At 72.9% G+C, this 25,918-nt stretch carries 18 protein-coding genes; 12 read left to right on the top strand and 6 right to left on the bottom strand.

Annotation, left to right across the window (positions count from 1 at the left end; translation table 11 throughout):
* The first annotated feature begins 63 nt into the window (after positions 1 to 63).
* The gene (gene pcrA / locus ACNYS0_RS16895) at positions 64 to 2,541 is read left to right on the top strand and encodes a DNA helicase PcrA (protein WP_422474578.1); all 2,478 of its coding nucleotides are present in this window, start codon (positions 64 to 66) and stop codon (positions 2,539 to 2,541) included.
* A 68-nt stretch (positions 2,542 to 2,609) separates the two neighbouring features.
* On the opposite strand, the gene ACNYS0_RS16890 is transcribed toward pcrA, so the two are convergent.
* Positions 2,610 to 4,283 (bottom strand): peptidoglycan DD-metalloendopeptidase family protein, encoded by a 1,674-nt coding sequence (locus ACNYS0_RS16890; RefSeq protein ID WP_422474576.1) that lies wholly within the window; start codon positions 4,281 to 4,283, stop codon positions 2,610 to 2,612.
* Positions 4,284 to 4,509: 226 nt separating this feature from the next.
* Complete coding sequence (locus tag ACNYS0_RS16885; RefSeq protein ID WP_422474574.1) at positions 4,510 to 5,487, bottom strand: lipase family alpha/beta hydrolase; 978 nt, start codon at positions 5,485 to 5,487, stop codon at positions 4,510 to 4,512.
* 403 nt (positions 5,488 to 5,890) lie between these two features.
* Between ACNYS0_RS16885 and ACNYS0_RS16880 the strand changes: the two genes are divergently transcribed.
* The gene (locus ACNYS0_RS16880; protein WP_385756011.1) at positions 5,891 to 6,313 is read left to right on the top strand and encodes a coenzyme B12-dependent isobutyryl CoA mutase small subunit; all 423 of its coding nucleotides are present in this window, start codon (positions 5,891 to 5,893) and stop codon (positions 6,311 to 6,313) included.
* A gap of 131 nt (positions 6,314 to 6,444) precedes the next feature.
* Here ACNYS0_RS16880 and ACNYS0_RS16875 read toward each other — a convergent pair whose 3' ends face one another.
* Positions 6,445 to 8,010, bottom strand: a complete 1,566-nt coding sequence (locus ACNYS0_RS16875; RefSeq protein WP_422474572.1) for a DUF5691 domain-containing protein — start codon at positions 8,008 to 8,010, stop codon at positions 6,445 to 6,447.
* Between the two features lie 299 nt (positions 8,011 to 8,309).
* Entirely contained in the window at positions 8,310 to 9,704 is a 1,395-nt protein-coding gene (locus ACNYS0_RS16870) for an SWIM zinc finger family protein (protein WP_422474570.1), read from the bottom strand.
* Positions 9,705 to 9,882: 178 nt separating this feature from the next.
* On the opposite strand from ACNYS0_RS16870, the gene ACNYS0_RS16865 reads away from it, so the two are divergent.
* From ACNYS0_RS16865 to sucD, 7 genes are all read left to right on the top strand, one after another.
* Positions 9,883 to 11,028 (top strand): ATP-binding protein, encoded by a 1,146-nt coding sequence (locus ACNYS0_RS16865; protein WP_422474568.1) that lies wholly within the window; start codon positions 9,883 to 9,885, stop codon positions 11,026 to 11,028.
* Positions 11,025 to 13,382: a DUF5682 family protein gene (locus ACNYS0_RS16860; protein ID WP_422474566.1), complete on the top strand. Its 2,358-nt coding sequence runs from the start codon at positions 11,025 to 11,027 to the stop codon at positions 13,380 to 13,382. Before ACNYS0_RS16865 ends, ACNYS0_RS16860 begins: the two co-directional genes overlap by 4 nt.
* Positions 13,379 to 14,581 (top strand): VWA domain-containing protein, encoded by a 1,203-nt coding sequence (locus tag ACNYS0_RS16855; RefSeq protein ID WP_422474564.1) that lies wholly within the window; start codon positions 13,379 to 13,381, stop codon positions 14,579 to 14,581. The genes ACNYS0_RS16860 and ACNYS0_RS16855 overlap by 4 nt, the downstream gene beginning before the upstream one ends.
* Before the next feature lie 83 nt (positions 14,582 to 14,664).
* Positions 14,665 to 15,915 carry a hypothetical protein gene (locus ACNYS0_RS16850; RefSeq protein ID WP_422474562.1) on the top strand — a complete coding sequence of 417 codons (1,251 nt, stop codon included), beginning with the start codon at positions 14,665 to 14,667 and terminating at the stop codon, positions 15,913 to 15,915.
* 96 nt (positions 15,916 to 16,011) lie between these two features.
* On the top strand, positions 16,012 to 17,226 hold the full coding sequence (locus ACNYS0_RS16845) for a hypothetical protein (protein ID WP_422474560.1): 1,215 nt from the start codon (positions 16,012 to 16,014) through the stop codon (positions 17,224 to 17,226).
* 430 nt (positions 17,227 to 17,656) lie between these two features.
* Positions 17,657 to 18,835, top strand: coding sequence for an ADP-forming succinate--CoA ligase subunit beta (gene sucC / locus ACNYS0_RS16840; RefSeq protein WP_385756025.1), 1,179 nt, complete (start codon positions 17,657 to 17,659; stop codon positions 18,833 to 18,835).
* A 20-nt stretch (positions 18,836 to 18,855) separates the two neighbouring features.
* A complete protein-coding gene (gene sucD / locus ACNYS0_RS16835) occupies positions 18,856 to 19,737 on the top strand; it encodes a succinate--CoA ligase subunit alpha (RefSeq protein WP_403852361.1) in 882 nt (293 codons plus the stop codon).
* Positions 19,738 to 19,809: 72 nt separating this feature from the next.
* Here the strand turns inward: sucD and ACNYS0_RS16830 are convergent, their stop codons facing one another.
* Complete coding sequence (locus ACNYS0_RS16830) at positions 19,810 to 20,991, bottom strand: helix-turn-helix domain-containing protein (RefSeq protein ID WP_422474558.1); 1,182 nt, start codon at positions 20,989 to 20,991, stop codon at positions 19,810 to 19,812.
* A 122-nt stretch (positions 20,992 to 21,113) separates the two neighbouring features.
* On the opposite strand from ACNYS0_RS16830, the gene ACNYS0_RS16825 reads away from it, so the two are divergent.
* Positions 21,114 to 22,610, top strand: coding sequence for a cell division protein PerM (locus ACNYS0_RS16825; protein ID WP_422482681.1), 1,497 nt, complete (start codon positions 21,114 to 21,116; stop codon positions 22,608 to 22,610).
* Positions 22,611 to 22,652: 42 nt separating this feature from the next.
* Here the strand turns inward: ACNYS0_RS16825 and ACNYS0_RS16820 are convergent, their stop codons facing one another.
* Complete coding sequence (locus ACNYS0_RS16820) at positions 22,653 to 23,435, bottom strand: hypothetical protein (protein WP_422474557.1); 783 nt, start codon at positions 23,433 to 23,435, stop codon at positions 22,653 to 22,655.
* A 292-nt stretch (positions 23,436 to 23,727) separates the two neighbouring features.
* Here ACNYS0_RS16820 and purN point away from each other — a divergent pair, with 292 nt between their 5' ends.
* Together purN and purH are read left to right on the top strand one after the other, a co-directional pair.
* A complete protein-coding gene (gene purN / locus ACNYS0_RS16815; RefSeq protein ID WP_422474555.1) occupies positions 23,728 to 24,348 on the top strand; it encodes a phosphoribosylglycinamide formyltransferase in 621 nt (206 codons plus the stop codon).
* Positions 24,345 to 25,907 carry a bifunctional phosphoribosylaminoimidazolecarboxamide formyltransferase/IMP cyclohydrolase gene (purH, locus tag ACNYS0_RS16810; protein WP_422474553.1) on the top strand — a complete coding sequence of 521 codons (1,563 nt, stop codon included), beginning with the start codon at positions 24,345 to 24,347 and terminating at the stop codon, positions 25,905 to 25,907. The genes purN and purH overlap by 4 nt, the downstream gene beginning before the upstream one ends.
* The last annotated feature ends 11 nt before the right edge of the window (positions 25,908 to 25,918 follow it).

Here is a 25,918-nt window from a genome sequence, read left to right as displayed (position 1 = left end):
GGGGCCTTGGAGTTCCGAAGGCAGCCACGGGTTGTCAGTGGGGCGGCCTAGACTCGTAGAGCGATGAGCAGCCTCTTTGACGACAGCTTCCTGACCGGCCTCCAGAAGGGTGCGGAGGAACCCCCGCCGCCGCCCCCGGACCCCGAGTACGACGACGGGGCCCCGGAGCCGATGCCGGACGACCTGTTCGGCGGGAACCCCGGCATGCCCGTGGACAGGGACACGCACTACCGGGACGGCGCCCCGCGCCCGGTCCTCGACCCGGCCTCCCTCCTGGAGGGGTTGAACGAGAACCAGCGCGCGGCCGTGGTGCACGGCGGCTCCCCCCTGCTCATCGTCGCCGGCGCCGGATCCGGCAAGACCCGCGTCCTCACGCACCGCATCGCCTACCTGCTCGCCCAGCGCGGCGTGCACCCCGGCCAGATCCTCGCGATCACGTTCACGAACAAGGCCGCGGGCGAGATGAAGGAGCGCGTCGAGGATCTGGTGGGCCCGCGCGCCAACGCGATGTGGGTCTCCACGTTCCACAGCGCCTGCGTCCGCATCCTGCGCCGGGAGAGCAAGAAGCTGGGCTTCACGTCCTCCTTCTCGATCTACGACGCCGCCGACAGCAAGCGGCTCATGGCGCTCGTCTGCCGCGACCTGGACCTCGACCCGAAGAAGTTCCCGCCGAAGTCCTTCAGCGCCAAGATCAGCAACCTCAAGAACGAGCTGATCGACGAGGAGGACTTCGCGGCGACCGCGGCCGACGGCTTCGAGAAGACCCTCGCCCAGGCCTACGCGATGTACCAGGCCCGCCTCCGCGAGGCGAACGCGCTGGACTTCGACGACCTGATCATGACGACGGTGAACCTGCTGCGCGCGTTCCCTGACGTCGCCGAGCACTACCGCCGCCGCTTCCGCCATGTCCTCGTCGACGAGTACCAGGACACGAACCACGCGCAGTACGCGCTGGTCAGGGAACTGGTCGGCCCCACCGATGGCGAGGGCGCCGACCCGGCCGAGCTGTGCGTCGTGGGTGACGCGGACCAGTCGATCTACGCGTTCCGCGGCGCCACGATCCGCAACATCCTTCAGTTCGAAGAGGACTACACGAACGCGACGACGATCATGCTGGAGCAGAACTACCGCTCCACGCAGACGATCCTCAGCGCGGCGAACGCGGTGATCGAGCGCAACGAGTCGCGCCGCCCCAAGAACCTGTGGACGAACGAGGGCCCCGGCGCCCAGATCACGGGCTATGTCGCGGACACCGAGCACGACGAGGCGCAGTTCATCGCCGACGAGATCGACCGGCTCACGGACGCGGGCGACGCGCTCGCGGGTGACGTCGCGGTCTTCTACCGGACGAACGCGCAGTCCCGTGTCTTCGAAGAGATCTTCATCAGGACCGGCCTGCCCTACAAGGTCGTCGGCGGCGTCCGCTTCTACGAGCGCAAGGAGGTCAGGGACGTCCTGGCCTACCTGCGGGTGCTCTCCAACCCCGAGGACTCGGTGCCGCTGCGCCGCATCCTCAACGTCCCCAAGCGCGGCATCGGCGACCGCGCCGAAGCGATGATCGACGCGCTCTCCCAGCGCGAGAAGATCTCCTTCCCGCAGGCGCTGCGCCGCGTCGACGAGGCGTACGGGATGGCGGCCCGCTCGGCGAACGCCGTGAAGCGGTTCAACACGCTGATGGAGGACCTCCGCACGGTCGTGGAGTCGGGCGCGGGCCCGGCCACGGTCCTCGAGGCGATCCTGGAGCGCACCGGATACCTCGCCGAGCTCCAGGCCTCCACCGATCCGCAGGACGAGACCCGGATCGAGAACCTTCAGGAACTCGCCGCCGTGGCCCTGGAATTCGAGCAGGAGGCGGGAGAGGAGGGCGAGTCCGAGACGGGCGGCGGAGGGCTCTCCGACTTCCTGGAGCGCGTCGCCCTCGTCGCCGACTCGGACCAGATCCCGGACGACGAGGAGAACAGCGACGGCGTCATCACGCTGATGACGCTGCACACCGCCAAGGGCCTGGAGTTCCCGGTCGTCTTCCTGACCGGCCTGGAGGACGGCGTCTTCCCGCACATGCGCTCCCTCGGCCAGGCCAAGGAGCTGGAGGAGGAGCGCCGCCTCGCGTACGTGGGCATCACGCGCGCGCGCCAGCGCCTCTATCTGACGCGCGCTTCCATGCGCAGCGCCTGGGGCCAGCCCTCGTACAACCCGCCCTCCCGGTTCCTGGAGGAGATCCCGGCCGGGCACCTGGACTGGAAGCGCACAGGCCCGTCCACACCGGCGGCCTCGACGAAGAGCATCGGTGGCGGCATCGCGGCCTCCCTGTCGTCCTCGCGCTCCCGCACGGGCTCGACACCGGCCTTCGCCACGAGCCGGGCGAACTCCAAGCCGGTGGTGGCCCTCGCCGTCGGCGACCGCGTCACGCACGACCAGTTCGGGCTCGGCACGGTGGTGGGCGTGTCGGGCACGGGCGACAAGTCGGAGGCGTCCATCGACTTCGGCGACCCGAAGCCGAAGCGCCTGCTGCTGCGGTACGCGCCGGTCGAGAAGCTGTAGCCGCGGCCGAGCCGCTCACCCCGGGGCGGGCGGCTCGGTCCGGGACGAGCTGTCCCGAGAGGGGCGGCTCAGTTCGGGTTGAGGCCGTGGCTGCGCAGCCAGGGCAGCGGGTCGATCGCCGCGTTGCCGCCGGGATGCACCTCGAAGTGCAGGTGCGGGCCCGTCGAGTTGCCGGAGTTCCCGGACCGCGCGATCACGTCACCGGCCTTCACCGGACCGTTCATCACGGTGTGCGAGGACAGGTGGCAGTACCAGGTCTCCGTGCCGTCCTTGGCGGTGACTATGGCCATGTTCCCGTACGCGCTGTTCCACTGCGTCTTCACGGTGCCGTCCGTCGCGGCCATCACCGGAGTCCCGTACGAGACGGGGAAGTCGATGCCGGAGTGCTGGGACATCCAGTTGACGCCGGCCTGCCCGAAGAAGGCGCTCAGCCCGTGCTGCTTCACCGGCAGCACGAACTTGGGCCGCGCCGCCTCCTTGCGCGCGGCCTCCTCGGCGGCCTGCTTCCGGGCCGCCTCCTGCTTGGCCTTCAGGTCGATCCGCTCCTGCGTACGGCTCGCCCGGTCGGCGAAGTCGCCCGCGTCGGCGGACAGGTCCTTCAGCTGGGAGTCCAGCTTGTTGTTGGCGACGGCCGGCTTCACGGCCTGCGCCTCCGAAGCGGCCGCGGCCTGCGTCTCCTTGCCGTCGTCCTCGCCGCCGCCACCGACGCTCGCCGCGGCGATCCCGGCGACTCCGACCACACAGACGGACGGCACGACGACCGTGACGAGCGCCGACCGCTTGGCGGGACGGCGGCGGCCGGCGCGGCCACGGGAGACGTTCTTCCCAGCGCGGCGCGTCGTGGGCTTCGGGGCCGCGGGGGCGGACTCGGGCTCGGGGGAGGAGTCGAGGTCGAGGACGGGGCCGTGCGCGTGGTCCGCCTCGGTGGCCTTCTCGGGGTCCGGTCCCGCGATCGGCTCCGCGACCGGCTCGGGCTCGGTCTCCGCGGTGCCGACGGCTTCGGTGGCGTTCCACTGCGTGGCGTCGTACGCGCCGGTGTCGTACGGGGTCGCGCCGAAGACCGGGGCCTGGAAGGTGTGGGTGAAGCCCTGGGTGTCGTGCGCATCGTGCGCGCCGAGAGTGTCGTGCGCGCCGGGCATGTCGTGCGCGTCGAAGGTCTGGGTTTCAAAGCCCTGCGCTTCGAAGTGCTGCGCCTCGAACCCCTGGAACTCAAGGCTCTGGGTCTCGAAGGACTGGGCCTCGAAGCTCTGCGTCTCGAACGACTGCGTATGCGGCTGCGCGTCGAAGGTCTGGGTCTCGAAGGCCTGCGTCCCGTAGGACTGGGCCTCGAAGGTCTGCGTGTCGGGGTGTTGAGCCGCGTACATCTGCGTCTCGTACGCCGAGGTGTCCCACTGACCCGTGGTGTGCTGCTCGGCCATCGTCCGGGGCTGCTGCGCCGGGATGTCGGCGGACTGCCCGTACGCGCCGGTCGCCCAGGCGCCGGTCGTGTCGTAGGACCCGGTGTCGTAGGAACCGGCGCCGAACGCGCCGACGTCGTACGTGCCGGTGTCGTAGTACGAGGAGGCGTAGGGGTCGGCGTACTGCTGCTGGGGGGCCGTGTGCCACTGGCCGGTCGCGTGGGAACCCGGTTCGTAGGGGTCCTCTGCCATGTCACCGAAGAGCGGGTCGCTTGCGAAGCTGGTCGCGGAGTGACCGTCGTACGCCGCGTAAGGCGCGGTCCCCGACGGATTGCGGTCGTTCACCAACTTCTCTTTCGCCTCGACAACAGGGCTGCCAGAGCAGTGCGGTGACTGTACCCGTCGGTACGAGGGCACGACAATCTTCGTCGGGTTTCCGGGCCCGGGGAAACGGGCAATCAGCCGCCTTTGGGTGGACTGTGGACAGTTCCTTGGCCCTGAGTTCGAGACCCGTTCGACGAGCTGGCCGCGAAGGGCCGGTTCCGGGCGGGTGCGGGCGTCGATCCGGTGGTCAGGCGACCGTCAGTCCGCCGCCGGTCTTGTCGGCGGCGCGGGCTCCTTCCGTCGGCTCGGCGTCGAGGGCCTGGCGGATACCGGTCGCGACGGCGGGGTGCACCGGCAGCGCGAGGTGGCCGATGCCCGTGACCCGCACGTTCTGCGCGAGCAGGTCCGCGTGGTCCACGCACGCCGTCTCGAGCGGCAGCATCAGTTGGTCGAGGTCGCTCCAGAAGCTCACGAAGCGCGTACGACAACCCGGCGCCGGCCGCTTCAGCTCCTCGACGACCGAGGAGCCGGGCCGCATCTGCCGGACGATCGGGTGCGCGTCCGCGAGCGGCGCCACCCGCGTGCCACCGTGCGGGGTCCCGAGCGTCACGAGCGTGCGCACCCGCGTGTCGCCGCCGAGACGCTGCACGTAATAACGGGCTATGAGGCCGCCCAGGCTGTGCCCCACGATGTCGACCCGGTCCCGGCCCGACCGCTCGCATATCTCCTCCACGTGCCGCGCGAGCAGCGCGGCCGCGGCACGGATGTCGCAGGTGAGAGGGGAGTAGTTGAGCGATTCGACATGCTGCCTGCCGTGCTGCGCGAGGGAGCGGCGCAGCAGGACGAAGACCGAGCGGTTGTCGATGAAACCGTGCAGGAGGAGGACCGGGGGCTTGGCGGGGGTGGGCAGGCGCGACGCGTCCGCCGTGCGGGATTCCGCGTCGTCCGCGTCGTCCGCGTCGTCCGCGGCTTCTGTGTCTTCCATGTCCGCGACCTCCGCCGCTACGTCCTCCACGGTCACCGGGACGCAGGTCGAGGGATGGCGGGGCAGCGCGAGGGGCTGCCTTCGTTCAGGGAGGATGCCCGAGGGATAGAGGAGCAGATGGCCCGCGAGGATCGCCAGCTCAAGGGCGGTCGCCTTCAGGAGCGCGATCGAGAGACCGGCCAGTCTCGTGGGCAGCAGGTGGCAGAGGGGGCGAAAGGGCAAGGTCCTCGTGACCTTCATCGGTCAACCTCCCGTCGGCACACGGGAGGACGCCTCTGTCCCCCGTGTGCGCTCATGAGAGCCGGCCGAAGCGGCCTGGCGGCGCCGGCCGTGCCCGATGCGCCGACTCATCGGGCCGAACGGCAGCCAGAAGTACCGTGCCACCGTGCCGTGCGGCTGTCGGCGCGGTGGCGCGGCGACCTCGAAGCGGCTCCCTCGCGCCTGTCCCGGATGTGGCGGTGAGACCCGCCTGTGGCAGTCGCGGCGCGCAGCGAATGTGTCCCACCGTGTGATTTCCCCCTCGGTCCGCACCGTGAAACGGCGGCTTGCGGGATGCTGTCGATAACGTTCGTTCACTTCGGGCATCAGTCTTTTGAACAATCGCTTCAACTTTTGCTTGAGCAGTCGTTTCAGGGAGGCAGTGATGGGTGTGGCAGCCGGGCCGATCCGCGTGGTCGTCGCGAAGCCGGGACTCGACGGCCACGATCGCGGGGCCAAAGTGATCGCGCGGGCGCTGCGCGACGCCGGGATGGAGGTCATCTACACGGGCCTGCACCAGACGCCCGAGCAGGTCGTGGACACCGCCATCCAGGAGGACGCCGACGCGATCGGTCTGTCCATCCTCTCCGGCGCGCACAACACGCTCTTCGCCCGCGTCATCGAGCTCCTCGCCGAGCGCGACGCCGCGGACATCAAGGTCTTCGGCGGCGGCATCATCCCCGAGGGGGACATCGCGCCGCTGAAGGAGAAGGGCGTCGCGGAGATCTTCACCCCGGGCGCCACGACGGCCTCCATCGTCGACTGGGTCCGCGCCAACGTCCGCGAACCGGCGGCGTCCGGCGGCTGACCGGGTCGCTTCCTGCAAACCAAGCCCCGCCGGCGATTGAGGCGCGGGGTCCGGGGCGGAGCCCCGCGACCTCGCCCACGGTGCGGCGCAACGCAGGCAACGGGGATGCGGGGCGAGGCCACGGGGCCGGGTCACGGCGGAGCCAGTTCGTCGCGCATGGCCCGGCGCAGCCGCAACGTGCCGGCGAGGCGTTGGAACGCTTCCGTCCAGTACCCCCCGGCCCCGGGCGCCGAGCCCTCCGGTTCCTCCACGGCCGCCGTGAGCCCGTCCAGCCGCACCACTTCCTCGGGGTCAAGGCAGCGCTCCGCGAGCCCCATCACGCCGCTGAAGCTCCACGGGTAACTCCCCGCGTCCCGCGCGATGTTCAGCGCGTCGACCACGGACCGGCCCAGTGGCCGCGCCCACGGCGTGCCGCACACTCCCAGCAGCTGGAACGCCTCGGACAGCCCGTGCGCCGCGATGAACTGCGCCACCCACTCCGCCCGTTCCGCCCCCGGCAGTGCCGCGAGCAGCTTCGCCCGCTCGGCGAGCGACACCGCCCCGGGCCCGGCCGCGTCCGACGCCGTCGGCGCCCCGAGCAGCGCCCGGGACCAGGCGATGTCCCGCTGCCGGACCGCCGCCCGGCACCACGCCGCGTGCAGTTCCCCGCGCCAGTCGTCGGCGACCGGCAGCGCCACGATCTCCTCGGGGCCCCGGCCGCCGAACCGGTCCGGCCACCGGCCGAGCGGCGCCGCCTCCACCAACTGGCCGAACCACCACGCCCGTTCACCACGCCCCGCGGGTGGCTTCGCCACGACACCGTCCCGCTCCATCCCCGGGTCGCACTCGTGCGGCGCCTCCACGACGATCACGCCCTCCGCACGGTCGAGCGCCACACAGGTCAGCGCCCGGTCCGCCATCCGCGCGGCGAGCGCCGAACGGGGGAGCGCGGAGAGCAGCTCGGCCGCCGTCGCCCGCACGTTCTTGCTGCGGTCGGTCAGCGCCTGCTCCAGGAACGGCTCGTCCGCGTCGGCGAGCCCCGTGCGCAGCGAGTCGAGGAACATCAGGCGGTCCTCGGCGCGCTCCGTGCCCCAGGTCCCGGCCAGGAGCGCCCGGGCCGCGTCCGGGTCGTGCGCCCGTACGGCGGCGAGCAGCGCCACCCGCTCCGCGAACAGGCCCTCCTCCCACCGCAGCCGAACCTGCTCGTCGTCCTCCGGCGCCGGAAGTACGGTGCCGACGCCCGGCGCCGCACGCAGCGCGAACTTCCAGTCCGGGTTGAGCCGGGCCAGCCAGCGGGCGCGCGGACCCGCGAACGCGAGGGCCGACGGGCGCAGATCGGTGCGGCCGCGTGCCGCGTCGAGCAGTGCGGGCAGCAGCTCCGGCGGGGGCGCGTACCCGTGCGCGTTGGCCGTGGCAAGCCACTGCGGGAGCAGTTCGAGGAGGTCGGGGGCGGTGCCGCGGCGCGACCCCGTGCCGACGGAGCGGTCGGTGAGCAGCAGCGTGAGGCGCCGGCGCGCGGCGGCCGGCAGTGGTGGGCGCGGGTCGTCCTCTGCGCGGTCCGGCGGGGCGGTCGCCGCGGCGGGACGGAGGCCGGCCCGGCGGCGCACGGTGTGCACGGCGGCCTCGTCGAGGAGGGCGAGCGGTGGACGGTCCGAGCGGCGTTCGGTTCCGAGCAGGGCGGCGCTGACCAGGTCGTCCCAGGTGGTGGTCGTTGTCATGGTCCTCTCCGTGGTGCGCGCGGTGTCTGTTGGTCGGGGGTTGTGCGCCGGTACCGGCGTTGCGGCCGCGGGGCTCTGCCCCGGACCCCGCGCCTCAATCGCCGGCGGGGCTTGATCTGGGCCTCCGTGCCTCGGTCGTCGGTGGGGCTTGATTTGGGCCTCCGTGCCTCGGTCGTCGGTGGGGCTGGGTTTGGGACGTCGTGTCTCGGTCGTCGGTGGGGATTCGGTCGTCGGCGGGGTTTGGTTTGGGGCTGTGTCTCGGTCGTAGGTGGGGCTTGAGTTGTTCGCTGGGCCTGGTGTCAGTGGAGGGGGACGGGATCGGTTCGTTCTGTCGGCCAAGTGGCCAGAGGGCGGAAGCCCGTTGGGCCGCACTCCCCGAACACCGTCACCGGGGCGCCCCCGGAGACGGCGACCAGGCGCCACAGGCCGGGGGACGCCGCCGCGTGGGCGGTGAGGGGGAGCGCCGACTTGCCTTCGGCGTCCGCCAGTTGCCAGTGGCCGTCCGGGTCCCGGGTCGGTATGACCTCCGCGAGCGTCACCGGCCAGGACTCCAGCCAGGGGTCGGCCGTGAGCGCCGCTCCGTAGGCGGCGAGAGCGGCCGTGACGTCGACTCCCTTGGGGCGTATGCCGTCCGGCTCCGCCGAACCGAACTGCTCGCCCAGCTCCGCCCGGAGCGTCCCCGCGCCCGGATACGCCAAGACCTCGGCGTCGAGCAGCCGCCCGGTCGGCAGGGCGAGCGCCGGGGCGCGGCCGGCCGCCCCGTACGACAGGAGCAGGACGGAGCGCTCGCTCCGCGTGCCGTGCAGCCAGATCCGGCGTGTGGTGAGGTGGCCGTCCGCCGTGTCGTACTGGGAGAGGACCAGCCAGCGGTCGCGCAGCGGTGGCTCCCTGTCCGGTGAGGGGAGGCCCACACGCGAGCGGACCGTCGCCGCCAGGTCATCGGGCAGGGCGTCGCGGCGCAGCCAGCCCTGGTCGAGGAGGTGGAGCAGCGCGCACGCCTCGAGCAGCCGCACCGGCCAGCCGGGCCCGGACGCCGGGATCGCCCCCAACTCCCGCACGCGCGCGGCGAGTCCGGGTGCCTGGGCGTCGACCATCCGCGCCGCCGTCTCCTCCCACAGCCCGTAGCCCGACTGCTCCGCCTGCGCGAGGCCGCCCCGCAGCAGATCGGTGAGGCGCTGCTCCAGCTCTGTCGCGCCCGCCGTGATCCGCTGGGCGCGGCGCTCGGCTCTGCGCCGGGCCGCCTCCGGATCCGCCGGGGCGCCGCCCGAGCCGCCCGCCGGCGCGGCGGTCTGCTGGGACTCGGACCGCTTGCGCCGCCCCGCCAGCCAGGGCTCGGCCCACTCCGGCGGCGACTGGCCCTCCGGCACCTGCGCGTCGCCGCCCGCCCAGAGCAGCAAGAGCCCGAGCGCGTGCTTGCACGGAAACTTGCGGCTCGGGCAACTGCACTTGTACCCGGGCCCGCTCGCCCCCGCGGCGCCCGCGCCGATGTCCACGATCGTCTGGTACGGCTTGCTGCCGCTCCCCTTGCACAGTCCCCATACCGCCCCCTCGTCCGAATCCTCCGCGCCCGCGGAACTTCCGGTCCCCGACCACGGGCCCGGGCCCCCGAGCTTGCTTCCCGCCTTGCGTGACGCGGCGTCAGGCGCCAGTGCGAGCACCTGATCCGTCGTCCAGCGCACCCCCAGCTGATTCATGTCCTCGACGGTAGATCCCGCCACTGACAATCGTCCCGACAACTGCCCTGACCTGCGCGGACGTTGGCGCCGAGGTCGATTGTCAGTGGCGTGGTGCACCGTGGAACCCATCACGCGACGAGGGCGGTCGAGAGCTCGTCGTGATGGTTCGAGTTGGGCGAGTTGGAGGGGGACAGCCATGACCATTTCCGTCGAGAGCCAGACCGAGAACCGGGCCGGGAGTCAGGGTGGGAGCCAGGTCGGGGACGAGGCGCTGCGGCCGCACGCCGAGGACGCGTTCGCGGAGGAACTCGCGGCGCTCGCCGCCCAGGACGACCGGCCGCGGCCGGCCCGCTGGCGCCTGTCGCCGTGGGCCGTCGCGACGTATCTGCTCGGCGGCACGCTGCCCGACGGCACGGTGATCTCGCCGAAGTACGTGGGCCCGCGCCGCATCGTCGAGGTCGCCGTGACGACGCTGGCGACCGACCGGGCACTGCTCCTGCTCGGCGTGCCCGGCACCGCCAAGACCTGGGTGTCCGAGCATCTCGCGGCCGCCGTGAGCGGGGACTCGACGCTGCTGGTGCAGGGCACGGCGGGGACGCCGGAGGAGGCCATCCGCTACGGCTGGAACTACGCGCAGCTGCTGGCCAACGGCCCGAGCAGGGACGCCCTCGTGCCGAGCCCCGTCATGCGGGCGATGGCGGAGGGGATGACCGCGCGCGTCGAGGAGCTGACGCGCATCCCGGCCGATGTGCAGGACACGCTGATCACGATCCTGTCCGAGAAGACCCTGCCGATACCGGAGTTGGGGCAGGAGACGCAGGCCGTGCGCGGCTTCAACCTCATCGCCACGGCCAATGACCGCGACCGCGGGGTGAACGATCTGTCGAGCGCGCTGCGGCGCCGGTTCAACACGGTCGTGCTGCCGCTGCCCGCGAGCGTGGAGGACGAGGTCGACATCGTCTCGCGGCGGGTCGACCAGGTCGGCCGCGCCCTGGAGCTGCCCAGCGCGCCCGACGGGATGGACGAGATCCGCCGCGTCGTCACCGTCTTCCGCGAGCTGCGCGACGGCGTGACCTCCGACGGGCGCACGAAGGTCAAGTCCCCGAGTGGCACGCTGTCGACCGCCGAGGCGATCTCCGTCGTCACCAACGGCCTGGCGCTGTCCGCCCACTTCGGGGACGGCGTGCTGCGCCCCTCGGACGTGGCCGCGGGAATCCTCGGCGCCGTGGTGCGTGATCCGGCGGCGGACCGCGTCGTCTGGCAGGAGTACCTGGAGGCCGTGGTGCGCGAGCGCGACGGCTGGAAGGACTTCTACCGGGCCTGCCGAGAGGTGAGCGCATGACGACATCGACCGCAGCGGCCCCACCGGCCGCGGGGCCCGCACTGCTCGGCGTGCGGCACCACGGGCCCGGCTCCGCACGCGCCGTGCGCACCGCGCTCGATGCCGCGCAGCCGAGGATCGTACTGATCGAAGGGCCGCCGGAGGCCGACGGGCTGGTGCCGCTCGCCGCCGAGGCCGGTATGCGGCCGCCGGTCGCGCTGCTCGCGCACGTCGTGGACGAGCCGGGGAGGTCGGCGTTCTGGCCGTTCGCCGAGTTCTCGCCCGAATGGGTCGCGATCCGCTGGGCGTTGGCGCGCGACGTGCCGGTCCGCTTCATCGACCTGCCGGCCGCGCACGGCCTGGCACTGCGGGCGGAGGAGGACAGGGGCGACGACCAGGAAGAAGGGGAGGCGGGGGAGGGGGACTCCGTGCGCGTCGACCCCCTGCGGGTCCTCGCCGAGACCGCCGGGTACGACGACGCCGAGCGCTGGTGGGAGGACGTCGTCGAGCACCGGGACGGCGACGCCTTCGCCGCGCTGGGTGAGGCGATGGGCGCGCTGCGGGAGACGTGCGGGGACGGGGGGCACGGGCGCGACCTGGTGCGTGAGGCGTACATGCGGCTCCAAGTACGGTCGGCGCAGCGCGAGTTCGGGGACGACGTGGCCGTGGTGTGCGGGGCGTGGCACGTGCCCGCGCTGCGGCAGAGGACGACGGTCACGGCCGACCGCGCGCTGCTCAAGGGGCTGCCGAAGGCGAAGGTCGACATGACGTGGGTGCCGTGGACGCACCGGCGCCTGGCCCGCGCCAGCGGCTACGGGGCGGGGATCGACTCGCCCGGCTGGTACGGGCATCTGTTCAGCGCGCCCGACCGGCCCGTGGAGCGCTGGCTGACCAAGGTCGCCGGGCTGCTGCGCGAGGAGGACCGCATCGTGTCCTCCGCCCATGTCATCGAGGCCGTACGGCTCGCGGAGACCCTCGCCGTGATGCGCGGGCGGCCGCTCGCGGGGCTCACCGAGACCACCGACGCGGTGCGGGCCGTGCTGTGCGAGGGCTCGGACGTACCGCTGGCGCTCATCCACGACAAGCTGGTGGTCGGGGACGTGCTGGGGGAGGTGCCGGAGGCGGCGCCCGCGGTGCCGTTGCAGCGCGACCTCACGCGGCAGCAGCGTTCCCTGCGGCTCAAACCGGCCGCGGCGGAGAAGGAGTTGGACCTCGACCTGCGGGGCGACACCGACGCCGCGCGCAGCCGCCTGCTGCACCGGCTGCGGCTCCTGGGCGTCGCCTGGGGCGAGCCGGCGAGATCGGCGCGCGGTACCACCGGCACGTTCCGTGAGTCGTGGCGGCTGCGCTGGGAGCCGGAGCTGTCCGTGCGGGTCGCGGAGGCGGGGGTGTGGGGGACGACCGTGCTGGCCGCCGCGACCGCGAAGGCGGAGACGGACGCGGTCGCCGCGAGGCCGCTCGCCGACGTCACCGCGCTCGCCGAGGTCTGCCTGCTCGCCGGGCTGTCGGACGCGCTGCCGACGGTGATGCGCATCCTCGCCGACCGCGCCGCTCTCGACGCGGACGTCGGACACCTCGCGGGCGCGCTCCCCGCCCTGGTCCGCGCCCTGCGCTACGGCGATGTGCGCGGCACCGACACCGGTGCTCTCGCCGATGTGGCGGCGGGCCTCGCCGAGCGGGTCTTCGTCGGCCTCCCGCCCGCGTGCGCGGGGCTCGACGCGGAGGCGGCGGAGGAGATGCGCGGCCATGTCGACGCGGTGCACTCGGCCGTCGCGCTCCTAGAGGACGCCGGGGTGCGCGAGCGCTGGCGGAGCGTGCTGCGCGTGCTCGCGGAGCGGGACGGTGTGGCAGGGGTGATCCGCGGGCGGTGCGCGCGGGTGCTGCTCGACGAGGGCGTGCTCGACGAGGACGACGCGGCCCGGCTGATGAGCCTCGCCCTCTCGCCCGGCACCGCGCCGGCCGACGCGGCGGCGTGGATCGAGGGCTTCGTCGGCGGAGGTTCGGGCGGCGGGCTGCTCCTGGTGCACGACGAGCGGCTCCTGGGCCTGGTCGACGCGTGGCTGACGCGGGTGTCGGGCGACGCGTTCACGGACGTACTGCCGCTGCTGCGGCGGACGTTCTCGGCGTACGAGCCCGGCGTGCGGCGCACCTTGGGCGAACTGGTCCGGCGCGGGCCCACCGGGGGAGGGCAGTCCCCGGTCGCCGGTGGACCGCCCGGCTTCGGCGAGGACCTGGACGCGGAGCGGGCGGACGCGGTGCTGCCGATATTGCGCCTGCTGCTCGGCGCGGACGCGGACGCGGACGCGGGAGCGGGCGGCGGAAGCGGCGAGGGCGCGGGCGAGGACGACAACAGCCTTGAAGGGGCGGTGGCATGACCAACACCGAGACCCGCACCGACACCGACGAGCGGTTGCGTCGTTGGCGGCTCGTGCTCGGCGGGGCGGACGCGGACGGCACCGGTTGCGGGCTCGCGGGGCAGGACGCGGCGATGGACGGCGCCCTCGCGGCGCTGTACGGGGCGGGCGGCGGCAAGCAGCAGGGTGGCGGCAGCCGCAGCGCCGGGCTCGGCGCGTCCGCCCCGGCCGTGGCCCGCTGGCTGGGCGACATCCGGACCTACTTCCCGTCCTCCGTCGTCCAGGTCATGCAGCGGGACGCCATCGACCGGCTAGGGCTCTCCGCGATGCTGCTCGAACCGGAGATGCTGGAGGCCGTCGACGCGGACGTGCACCTGGTCGGGACGCTGCTCTCGCTCAACAAGGCGATGCCCGAGACGACGAAGGAGACGGCCCGCGCCGTCGTGCGCAAGGTCGTCGAGGACCTCGAGAAGAAGCTCGCCACGCGCACCCGCGCCACCCTCACCGGCGCCCTCGACCGCAGCGCCCGCATCCAGCGGCCGCGCCACCACGACATCGACTGGCACCGCACGATCGCGGCCAACCTCAAGCACTACCTGCCCGAGTACCGCACGATCGTGCCGGAGCGGCTGATCGGGTACGGGCGCGCGGCGCAGTCCGTGAAGAAGGAGGTCGTCCTCTGCATCGACCAGTCGGGCTCGATGGCGGCGTCCGTCGTCTACGCCTCGGTCTTCGGGGCGGTGCTCGCCTCCATGCGCTCGATAGCGACCCGCCTCGTCGTCTTCGACACGGCCGTCGTGGATCTGACGGACCAGCTGGACGACCCGGTCGACGTCCTGTTCGGCACCCAGCTCGGCGGCGGCACCGACATCAACCGGGCGCTCGCGTACTGCCAGTCGCAGATCACCCGGCCCGCGGAGACCGTCGTCGTCCTCATCTCCGACCTCTACGAAGGAGGCATCCGCAACGAGATGCTGAAGCGGGTCGCCGCGATGAAGGCGTCCGGCGTGCAGTTCGTGACGCTGCTCGCGCTCTCGGACGAGGGCGCGCCCGCCTACGACCGGGAGCACGCGGCGGCGCTCGCCGGACTGGGCGCACCGGCCTTCGCCTGCACCCCTGACCTGTTCCCCGACGTCATGGCGGCGGCCATCGAGAAGCGCCCCCTGCCGATACCGGACGCCGCATCGGAAAAGGGTGCACCCGCCGCGAACCGGATATGAGTACCCATCGGTAACAGGGGGAACAGGGGGCTTGCGCCGCCTCCCTCGCCCCATGCGAGGATTCGGCCACCGTGACTTCCCCGATGGCACTTCCCGCTCCCGTCGCACGCCTGGTGCGTGCGACGGCAGGACGGCGTGCGCTGCAACTGGCGCTGCTGTTCGGCGGATTGTTCGTCCTCGGGATCCTGTGCGGCGGCCGGGCGCAGGCGGACGGCCTGTCGGACGCGGGCGCGTCCGGCGTCGATTCGCTCCGCTCGGGGCACGTGGCCGTGCGGGAGCATGTGGCCGACTCGGCGCGAAAGTTGCGCGAGGCGGGTTCCCGCGAGGCACCGGCTTCCGCCGATCCGGCCACGGACCGGCCCGCCGAACCGGCCGCCGAGCCCGAGCACATGGACGCGAAGGCGCCCGCGGAGTCCGGGCCCGAGCAGGCGCCCGCACCCCCGCGGGACCGCATCGCGACGCCGGAGCGACAGGCCACGCCTGCCGCCACCCCGCCGCCCGCCGACACCTCGTCGCGTGCCGCCGGCCCGTCGCCCGCCACCACCCCCTCGTCCGCCGACGCCCCGGCGCGCGCGGCCGGCCCCGCGTCGGTTCGGTCCGCCGAGCCGGCGCCGCACCCGGCCGACGCACGGGACGCCGCGCACGCCGTGTACGCCGTGCGGCACAAGGCCTCGGCGTCCGCCGAATCCCTGCGGGAGCGCCTCGAATCCGTCCGGGACGCGTCCCTCGGTGACGGACGGGTGCGCATGGGGGCCGCGGTCGACGCCGTGCGGTACCTCACCGCCCCGGTCGGTGCCACCGTGCACCGGCTGACCGGCCCGGTCGAGGAGTTGGCGACGCGAGCCGTCGCCGATCTCGTCGAAGCGGTGCCGGGGCGGCTGACGGACGTCGGCCTCGGCGGACTCGTCGACATCGTGGACCCGGCCGAGCTCCGGCCGGAGCTGCCCGCCGCCACCACGCCGCCCGGGGCGAACGCCCCGGCGGACCAGGGGCACGGCGAGCGGCCCGCCGCCGCGCAGGCCGCGGACCGTTCCCACGCCGCGGCGAGCAGCCCGCAGGCGTACGACGTCGAGCGGTTCGACGACGTACCGCAGGCGGAGGCGGGAGCGCGGGCCGAGGCGCGGCCCGCGGGGCCCGTCGTGCCGCAGCGTCCCGACGGGGTGCCGTCGGCGGGCGCGAGCGCGGGCGACTCCAGTTCCACGCGCCACGGCGATCTGCACGCGGCGGCCTTCGGCGGCCGTGTGCCCGCCCTGCTCGCGTCCGGCGTCACGGCGTCCGCGGGCACCTCGCCGGTGGTCGACCGGCTCCGCGAAGTTCCTGAATTCCCCGGCTAGGCAGCCAGTTCCCCGCTCGTGACCTGCCGCGCGGGGGCGGAACAGGTCTGCCCAGCCGTGAAGTGAATTCAGGAATTCGAAGGAACTGACGTACCCATGAACAAGAACATCCGCCGCTCCATCGTCATAGCCGCCGGCGTCTCCGGTGCCTGGGCCCTCGGCTCCGCCGTGGCCAGCGCCGACGAGCTGCCCGCGCACTCGCTGTCCGTGCCGGACGTCGCCGGGGACACCGTCTCCGACGTGCAGAACACGACCTCGCAGGTGACCGACAAGGTCGCGGGCGACGTCGCAGACAACCAGGTCACGGGCAAGGTCACCGACCAGGTCGGCCACGCCAAGGTCGCCAACAAGGCCAAGGCCGCCACCCAGCAGGCCAAGGCCCAGGTCCGGTCGAACGCCCACCAGGTCCAGGCGCCGCAGGTCCAGACCCCGGACGTCCAGGCCCCGAACGTCTCCGACGTCGCCGGTGTGAAGGACCAGGCCGCCGGTCACGTCGCCGACGCCCAGGGCCGCGCCCAGCAGGGCGTCGACTACCTGTTCGGCCCGCTCGACGCGTTCGCCCCGCAGCTCCAGCAGGAGCTGACGCAGGCCGCCGCCCAGGCCCCCGCCTACGTGCAGAACGACGCGCAGGGCACCGCCCAGGGCGCCGTCGACAACGTCCGCACGAACGCCGCCCCGGCCGTCGGCGAGACCGCCGACGCCGTGCTCCCGCCGGTCGCGAACACCGCCGTGCAGGGCGTGCTCCCGGTCGCGGGCCAGGCCGTCGGCGACGTGACCACCCTCGCGGGCGGCGCGGTCGGCGACGTGACGCCGTTCGCGCAGACCGTCGTCGGCGACAACGTCGCGCCCTTCGCCGCCGGTGTCACCGGCCAGGTCCAGCCGCTGGCGCAGGGCGTCGTGGGCGACAACGTGGCCCCCTTCGCGCAGAGCGTGGTCGGCAACGACGTCACCCCGTTCGCGGGCGGCGTCGTGGGCGCGGTCCAGCCGCTGGTGCAGACCGTCGTGGACCACGTGCAGCCCGTCGTGCAGGGCGTCGGCACCAGCGCGCAGGGCCTGGCGCAGGGTGTCACCGGCGACGTCACCCCGCTGGCGCAGGGCGTCGTGGGCGACAACGTGGCCCCCTTCGCGCAGACCCTGGTCGGCGACCACGTCGCCCCGCTGGCCGGCGGCGTGACCCACGAGGTCGCCCCGTTCGCGCAGGACCTGACGGGCACCGTGCGCGCCGACGCCCAGCCGCTCGCGGGCAACGCCGTCACCGGCGTGCAGGGCGTCGCCGGCTCGGTCGCGCCCAGCTACCTGCCCGGCGTCTGACCGACGCGACGGTGCCCGGACGGCCGAAAGCCATCGGCCGGACCGGGTCGCTTTCCGGGCATGACGGCGGGTGGTCCGCTTGGGGACGTGACCACCCGCTGACCTGCGGCCTCACCGGGCGTACCCCCGCCCGGTGAGGCCGCTTTCATTCCCCGGGACCTTCGGCAGCACCGCAAAAAGCACCACAAACGGGACGCTCTGTGATGGGTATCACCGCTCAGGTGTGATCTGCGATTTAGAAGCCGTCGCTGAGCGGCGATAACCTGCGAGACGGACATGCCGCGTACTCGGTCACCGTGTACGCCTCCCTTGTGACAGCAAGCGGTGCCGGCGACGGCGCCCGTCACGTGTGACAGCGGAGTCACGTTGCCCCTCGCGGCACGCCCACGCAGATAACGAACCGCGAGATCACTGATAGGGACGGACGCGCGTGGACCTGTTCGAGTACCAGGCGAGGGACCTCTTCGCCAAGCACGGTGTACCGGTGCTGGCCGGTGAAGTCATCGACACGCCTGAGGCGGCCCGCGAGGCGACCGAGCGTCTTGGCGGCAAGTCCGTCGTCAAGGCGCAGGTGAAGGTCGGCGGCCGCGGCAAGGCCGGCGGCGTGAAGCTGGCCGCCACCCCCGACGAGGCCGTGCAGCACGCGACCAACATCCTCGGCATGGACATCAAGGGCCACACGGTCCACAAGGTGATGATGGCCGAGACGGCTCCGGAGATCGTGGAGGAGTACTACGTCTCCTTCCTCCTGGACCGCACCAACCGCACCTTCCTCTCCATCGCGTCCGTCGAGGGCGGCATGGAGATCGAGGAGGTGGCGGCCACCCGTCCGGAGGCCGTCGCCAAGACGCCGATCGACGCCAATGAGGGCGTGACCCCCGAGGTCGCCCGCAAGATCGTCACGGACGCCAAGTTCCCGGCCGAGGTCGCCGACCAGGTCGCCGAGATCCTCCAGACGCTGTGGAAGACCTTCATCGACGAGGACGCCCTCCTCGTCGAGGTCAACCCGCTCGCGAAGGTCGCCTCCGGCAAGGTCATCGCCCTCGACGGCAAGGTGTCCCTGGACGAGAACGCCGGCTTCCGGCACCCCGACCACGAGGCCCTTCAGGACAAGGACGCGGCCGACCCGCTCGAGGCCGCTGCCAAGGAGAAGGACCTCAACTACGTCAAGCTCGACGGCGAGGTGGGCATCATCGGCAACGGTGCCGGTCTGGTCATGTCGACGCTCGACGTCGTCGCGTACGCCGGTGAGAACCACGGCGGCGTGAAGCCGGCCAACTTCCTCGACATCGGTGGCGGCGCGTCCGCCCAGGTGATGGCGAACGGCCTGGAGATCATCCTCGGCGACTCCGACGTCAAGTCGGTCTTCGTCAACGTCTTCGGCGGCATCACCGCCTGCGACGAGGTCGCCAACGGCATCGTCCAGGCGCTCGCCCTGCTCGAGGAGAAGGGCGAGAAGGTCGAGAAGCCGCTCGTCGTCCGCCTCGACGGCAACAACGCCGAGCTGGGTCGCAAGATCCTCTCCGACGCCAACCACCCGCTGGTGCAGCGCGTGGACACCATGGACGGCGCGGCCGACAAGGCCGCCGAGCTCGCGGCCGCGAAGTAAGGACGAGGGACTAAACAGCCATGGCTATCTTCCTCAACAAGGACAGCAAGGTCATCGTCCAGGGCATGACCGGTGCCACGGGCATGAAGCACACCAAGCTCATGCTGGCCGACGGCACGAACATCGTCGGTGGCGTGAACCCGCGCAAGGCGGGCACGTCGGTCGACATCGACGGCAACGACATCCCGGTCTTCGGGACCGTCGCCGAGGCGATGGAGAAGACGGGCGCCAACGTGTCCGTGCTCTTCGTCCCGCCGGCCTTCTCCAAGGCCGCCGTGGTCGAGGCCATCGACGCCGAGATCCCCCTCGCCGTCGTCATCACCGAGGGCATCGCCGTCCACGACTCCGCCGCGTTCTACGCGTACGCGAAGTCGAAGGGCGACAAGACCCGCATCATCGGCCCGAACTGCCCCGGCCTCATCACGCCGGGCCAGTCGAACGCCGGCATCATCCCGGGCGACATCACGAAGCCGGGCCGCATCGGCCTGGTCTCGAAGTCCGGCACGCTGACGTACCAGATGATGTACGAGCTCCGTGACATCGGCTTCTCGTCCGCCGTCGGCATCGGTGGCGACCCGGTCATCGGCACGACGCACATCGACGCGCTCGCCGCGTTCGAGGCCGACCCCGAGACCGACCTGATCGTCATGATCGGTGAGATCGGCGGCGACGCCGAGGAGCGCGCGGCCGACTACATCAAGGCCAACGTGACGAAGCCGGTCGTCGGCTACGTCGCGGGCTTCACGGCGCCCGAGGGCAAGACCATGGGCCACGCCGGCGCCATCGTCTCCGGCTCCTCCGGCACCGCGCAGGCGAAGAAGGAGGCCCTCGAGGCCGCCGGCGTCAAGGTCGGCAAGACGCCGACCGAGACGGCGAAGCTGGCGCGCGAGATCCTCTCGTAACCAGCCGCACTCCGCACAGCAGTGGGCCCGCACCGGTGACGGTGCGGGCCCACTGTCATCGCGCCACGCGCGCTATTCGGTGCTGGGCGCGAGCCGCTCGGGCCCTCCGCTCAGCTTCTCCCGCAGCTCCTTGCGCAGCTCCAGGTCCGCGGGCGTCAGCGGTTCGGGACCCGTCAGCGGCGGCACGCCCGCGATCGGGGAGCCCGGCGCCGGGACCGGCTCGTAGTGGGTGGGCGCCACCCGCACCGTCAGCGCCGTCGCGCCGATGATGAAGACCGTGAACGCGACGGCCGCCCGCGTCCAGAACCGCGTGCGCTTCTCGCCGCCGCTGCGCACCACCGTGGACACGGGCGCGTCAAGGCGTTCCGAGGCCGCCAGCTCCGCGAGCCGCTGGTGCAGCTGCTCGGGGACGGCAAGGTCGGGCAGCCGCTGGGCGACCGCCTCACGGGCGTGCAGGATGCGGTTGGCGGCGGCCGGAGTGCTGGCCTCCGTCTCCGCCGCGGTCTCCGGCAGGTCCAGGCCCACCCCGTCGTACAGCAGCAGCGTGCGCCGGTAGACGGGCGGCAGGTCCAGGAGCGCGCCGAGCAGCTCGCGGTCCTCCGGGGTGGCGGGCGGCGCCTCCGGCCGTTGCTTGCCGGGGCGCAGGCCGTGCCAGGGCGACATCGCGTACTCGTACGCCGCCGCCCGCACCCAGCCCGCCGGATCCGGGTCCACCGCCACCTCGGGCCACCGCTGCCAGGCCTGCTGGAAGGCGCGCTCGACGGCCTCGCGGGCGAGGATCCTGCGTCCGGTGAGCAGATAGGTCTGCCGGACGAGGAACGGCGCGGCGTGCGCGTAGAGCGCGTCGAAGGCCTCGGCGGCGGTACGGGCACGGAAGGGAGCCGCGACGGGTTCCGGCGCGGCGGGCTCCTTCTCGGCCACGGCCACGGCGGTGGCCCCGGCCGTCGGCGGCGCGGGTTCCTGTGGCGCGGGTTCTTGTATCGCGGTGGCGGCCGCCGGGGCCGCTCCCGCCGTCGCCGGCGCGGCCGTCGTCGCTGCCGACGGCTCCGCGGCGGCGGCCAGCTCCGCGAGGAGCCGTGCGTACGCCTCCCGCTTCTGACCCTTTGGAGTGGTGCGTCCGGCCTCCCAGCGGCGGACGGTCTCACGGGTCACGCCGATCCGCTCGGCGACCTCGTCACGGGAGAGCGAGCCGTCCTCGCGGAGCCTGCGGCGCTCCTTGGGTGGCGGCAGTGGGGTGACAGCGCCCTGCGTCATCGTGAACTCCACACACCCTTTCGTGCGAAAAAGAACATAAACGTATCTTGTGCGACACATCCGGGCTTCGCCTGTTGCGCGAGGTAAGGGCGTGTCGTTGGGAGCATGGCCCTGTGACCCAAATGACCGGCCGTGGACTGTCGTTGCCCCTGCTCGTGACCCGGCTTCGGGAACGGGCCCCCGGACCCGTCGGAGCAGCGCTGCGCGGGGCCCTCGCGGCGGGGCTCGGCCTCGGGGCGTGCGCCGTGCTCGTGATGGTGCTGTGGATCAGCTCGCCGTTCCCCGACAGCGGGTCCGGCGGCGCGCTGCACACCGCCGCCGCGCTGTGGCTCCTGGCGCACGGCGCCGAGGTGATCAGAACGGACACCCTGTCCGGGGTGCCCGTTCCGCTGGGGGTCAGTCCTCTGCTGCTGCTCGCGATGCCCGCGTGGCTGGTGCACCGGGCGGCCCGCGACGCGGCGGAGGAGTCCGAGTCCGTGGCGGGTGTCTGGGCCGGGGTGGCGCTCGGCTATCTCTCGGTGGCGGCCGCCGCGGCGTACTACTGCGCGGGCGGCGAGCTGCGCCCCTCGTGGGTGAGCTGCGTGGCGCATCTGGCCGTGCTCGCCGTCGCCGCGGCGGGCTTCGGGGTGTGGACGGCGCACGGACGGCCGTACGGCCCGCTGCCGGCCCCGCTGGCGGGTCTTGTCCCGGAGGGGTTCGTACGGGAGGTGGCGCCGGTCGCCGTGCGGGCGGCGGTGGCTGGGGTGCTCGCGCTGGTCGCGGGCGGGGCGCTGCTGGTGGCAGGGATGCTCGTGTGGCACGGGGAAGCGGTGCGGGAGTCGTTCCTTCAGCTCACGGGGGCCTGGTCGGGGCGGCTCGCGGTGCTGCTGCTGTGCGCGGGGCTCGTGCCGAACGCCGCGATCTGGGGGTCCGCGTACGCGCTCGGGCCCGGGGTCGTGCTCGGGGTGGGGCACACCGTGGGGCCGCTGGGGAGCTCGGGGGCGGCGATGCTGCCCGCGTTCCCGCTGCTCGTGGCGGTGCCGAAGGCCGGGGACGGGGCGCCGCTCACCTGGGCCGTGGGGGCGGTTCCCGTGGTGGCGGGGGCGGTCGTGGCGGGGTTCGTGCTGTCGGGAGGGGCGGACTGGGGCTGGCGGCGGATCGCGGGCGGGGTGGCCGTGGCCGGCGCGCTGTGCGGGGCGGTGATGGGGTGCCTGGCGGGGGCCGCCGGTGGGGCCCTGGGCCGCTCGGTGCTCGCGGAGTTCGGGCCGGTGGGATGGCTGACCGGGGCGGTGGCCGCGGCGTGGGTCTGCGCGGTGGGGGTGCCGGTGGCGTCGGCGGCGTGGTGGTGGCGGACCCGCGGCGACCGCGTCACCGAGCCGGAGCCGGAGCCGACACCGGGAACGGGACCGGCGGTGCAGCCGGCCCCGAAGGGGAAGCCGGCGAAAACGACGGAGCCCCGGAAAACGGAGCCCCAGAAGGACGACGAGTTCGCCCTCTACGACTTCTTCGACGCGCCGCCGCCCTTCCCGAGCCCACTGACCCTCGACGAGCCTGCGCCCCCTTCAAGCGGAAGCAACTCAAGCCCCGCCGGAAGCAACCAAAGCACCGCCGGAGGCAATCCAAGCCCCGCCGGCGATTGAGGCGCGGGGTCCGGGGCGGAGCCCCGCGACCGCAACCCCGCCTCAGCGCTCGCCGAGCAACGGCCGCAGCTCCTTCGGCAACAGGTCCTCACAGGACTTCTGCGCCGCACCGGTCAACGCGTCCGCCCGGCACTCGTAATAGTCGGCGTACACGAGCTTCGCCGTGAACAGCGACGCCACCATCGCGAGCGCGAGCGCCCCCGTGACCAGGCCACTGATCGCCGCCGTCGTCTGCGGGCGCGCCGCCTCGGAGCCCGCGGGGCGGGCCGCCGCGGGGGCCGGGGTGTCCGGGTCCGCCGGGCGGGGCTTCATGCGCAGCGCGCTGACGCCCCAGTACAGGGCGAGCACGCCCAGCAGCAGCGCCACGTAAGGCCAGCTGAAGAGGGCAAAGAAGAAGCCCCACATGCCGGAGAGCAGCGCGAAGCGCGCGCGGCGCTGCGCCGGGTCCGTCGGGTCCCAGCGCATGCCGCCGGGGCCCGGTCCCTGCCCGCCGTTCTGCCCCTCGGGGCCGCCGTTCCCGCCGTTGCCCGGACGGTCGCCGAAGCGGCCGCCCTGGGCGCGGCCCGGCTGCCGGTCGCTCCACTGGCCGCCCCAGGGTGCGCCGCCCCCGCCCTGTCCGGAACCGGAGTCCGAGTCGGAGTCCGAGCCCTCCGGGCGGCGCGGCTGCCACGGCCTGTCGGGCGTGCCCTCGGCCGGCGGTGCGAACGGATTGCTGTCCCGGGGCTCGTCCGATTCCTTGGACGGCGGCGACGGCGGCGTGGGTCGGCCTTCGCGCGGCAGGACGGCGCCGGTGGGCAGCGTGAGGCGAAGGCTTCGGTCCGGCATCAGATGTGCGTCTTCCCCTAGGTCGTCGGTCACGGGACCGCTGGTGCGGCTCGGCGTGGCGCGTTCTTCACGTCAACGTCCGATGGCCGCCCAGCGTTCCGTTCCGCCGACGCTACCTGGCGGCCCGGCCCCCGTCCCGTGGGGGCCGTCGGCGATGCCGGTATCGTTGCAGCCGGTCGGCCGCTTCGTAGGGTTCCCCGTATCGGGGAAGGCGAAGCGTTCATGCGAACGCACAAAGACGCTGCCCCACAGGCCGACCGCGCACCGTAGCTCCCCTAGAAAGGGCCCCGTCGTGGCCAAGGCCAAGCGCCTCGTCGTGCTGGTCTCCGGATCAGGAACGAATCTCCAGGCACTCCTCGACGCGATCGCGGCGCAGGGGACCGACGCGTACGGCGCCGAGATCGTGGCCGTCGGAGCCGACCGTGAGGGCATCGCGGGCCTGGAGCGCGCCGAGCGCGCGGGCCTGCCCACCTTCGTGTGCCGCGTGAAGGACCACGCCACCCGCGAGGAGTGGGACCGGGCGCTCGCCGAGGCCACCGCCGCGTACGAGCCGGACCTGGTGGTGTCCGCGGGGTTCATGAAGATCGTGGGCAAGGAGTTCCTCGCCCACTTCGGCGGGCGGTTCGTGAACACGCACCCCGCCCTGCTGCCCAGTTTTCCCGGTGCGCACGGTGTGCGGGACGCGCTCGCGTACGGCGCCAAGGTCACCGGATGCACCGTCCACTTCGTCGACGACGGCGTCGACACCGGCCCGATCATCGCCCAGGGCGTGGTCGAGATCCGGGACGAGGACGACGAAAGCGCTCTGCACGAGCGCATCAAGGAAGTCGAGCGCACGCTGCTCGTCGATGTCGTGGGGCGGCTCGCCCGTCACGGCTTCAGCATTGAGGGACGAAAGGTAGTTATCCCGTGAGCGCCGAGAACAAGCGGCCCATTCGCCGTGCACTGGTGAGCGTCTACGACAAGACCGGCCTGGAAGAGCTCGCGCGCGGGCTCCACGAGGCGGGCGTCGAACTGGTCTCCACCGGCTCCACCGCCGGGAAGATCGCCGGAGCCGGCGTGCCGGTCACCAAGGTCGAGGAGCTCACCGGGTTCCCCGAGTGCCTCGACGGCCGCGTGAAGACCCTGCACCCGAAGGTGCACGCCGGCATCCTCGCCGACCTGCGCCTGGAGGACCACCAGAAGCAGCTCGCCGACCTCGGCGTGAAGCCCTTCGACCTGGTGATCGTGAACCTGTACCCGTTCCGGGAGACCGTCGCCTCCGGCGCCACCCCCGACGAGTGCGTCGAGCAGATCGACATCGGCGGCCCCTCGATGGTCCGGGCCGCCGCCAAGAACCACCCGTCGGTCGCGATCGTCACGAGCCCCGAGCGGTACGCGGACGTCCTCGCGGCCGCCAAGGACGGCGGCTTCGACCTCGCCACCCGCAAGCGCCTGGCCGCCGAGGCGTTCCGGCACACCGCCGAGTACGACATCGCGGTCGCGAGCTGGTTCGCCGGCTCCTACGCGCCCGCCGACGACTCGCAGTTCCCCGAGTTCGTCGCCGCCGCCCTGGAGCGCAAGAGCACCCTGCGCTACGGCGAGAACCCGCACCAGCCCGCCGCCCTCTACGTCGACGGCTCGGGTGCCGGTCTCGCCGAGGCCGAGCAGCTGCACGGCAAGGAGATGTCGTACAACAACTACACGGACACGGACGCCGCGCGCCGTGCCGCGTACGACCACGAGGACCCCTGCGTCGCGATCATCAAGCACGCGAACCCCTGCGGCATCGCCGTCGCCTCGAACGTCGCGGAGGCGCACCGCAAGGCGCACGCCTGTGACCCGCTGTCGGCGTTCGGCGGCGTCATCGCCGTGAACCGGCCGGTCACCAAGGAGATGGCCGAGCAGGTCGCCGAGATCTTCACCGAGGTCATCGTCGCGCCCGACTACGAGGACGGCGCCCTCGAGGCCCTCACCAAGAAGAAGAACCTCCGCGTCCTGAAGGCCCCGGCCGCGCCCTCGCACCCCGCCGAGGTCAAGCCCATCGACGGCGGCGCGCTCCTCCAGGTCACCGACCGCCTCCAGGCCGACGGCGACAACCCCGCCTCCTGGACCCTCGCGACCGGCGACGCCCTCTCCCAGGGCGAGCTGGACGAGCTGGCGTTCGCCTGGAAGGCCTGCCGCGCGGTCAAGTCCAACGCGATCCTGCTCGCCAAGGACGGCGCCTCCGTCGGTGTCGGCATGGGCCAGGTCAACCGCGTCGACTCCGCGAAGCTCGCCGTCGAGCGGGCCGGTGAGGAGCGGGCGCGCGGCTCGTACGCCGCCTCCGACGCGTTCTTCCCGTTCCCCGACGGCCTGGAGATCCTGACCGCCGCGGGCGTCAAGGCCGTGGTGCAGCCGGGCGGTTCGGTCCGCGACGAGCTGGTCGTCGAGGCCGCGAAGAAGGCGGGCGTGACCATGTACTTCACGGGCACGCGCCACTTCTTCCACTGATCCGCGGCAGC

It is taken from the genome of Streptomyces anthophorae (assembly GCF_049310305.1).
In the GTDB taxonomy this organism is placed as follows: domain Bacteria; phylum Actinomycetota; class Actinomycetes; order Streptomycetales; family Streptomycetaceae; genus Streptomyces.
Note: the sequence above shows the minus strand (reverse complement) of the source record. Positions and strands in the feature narration are given on the sequence as shown.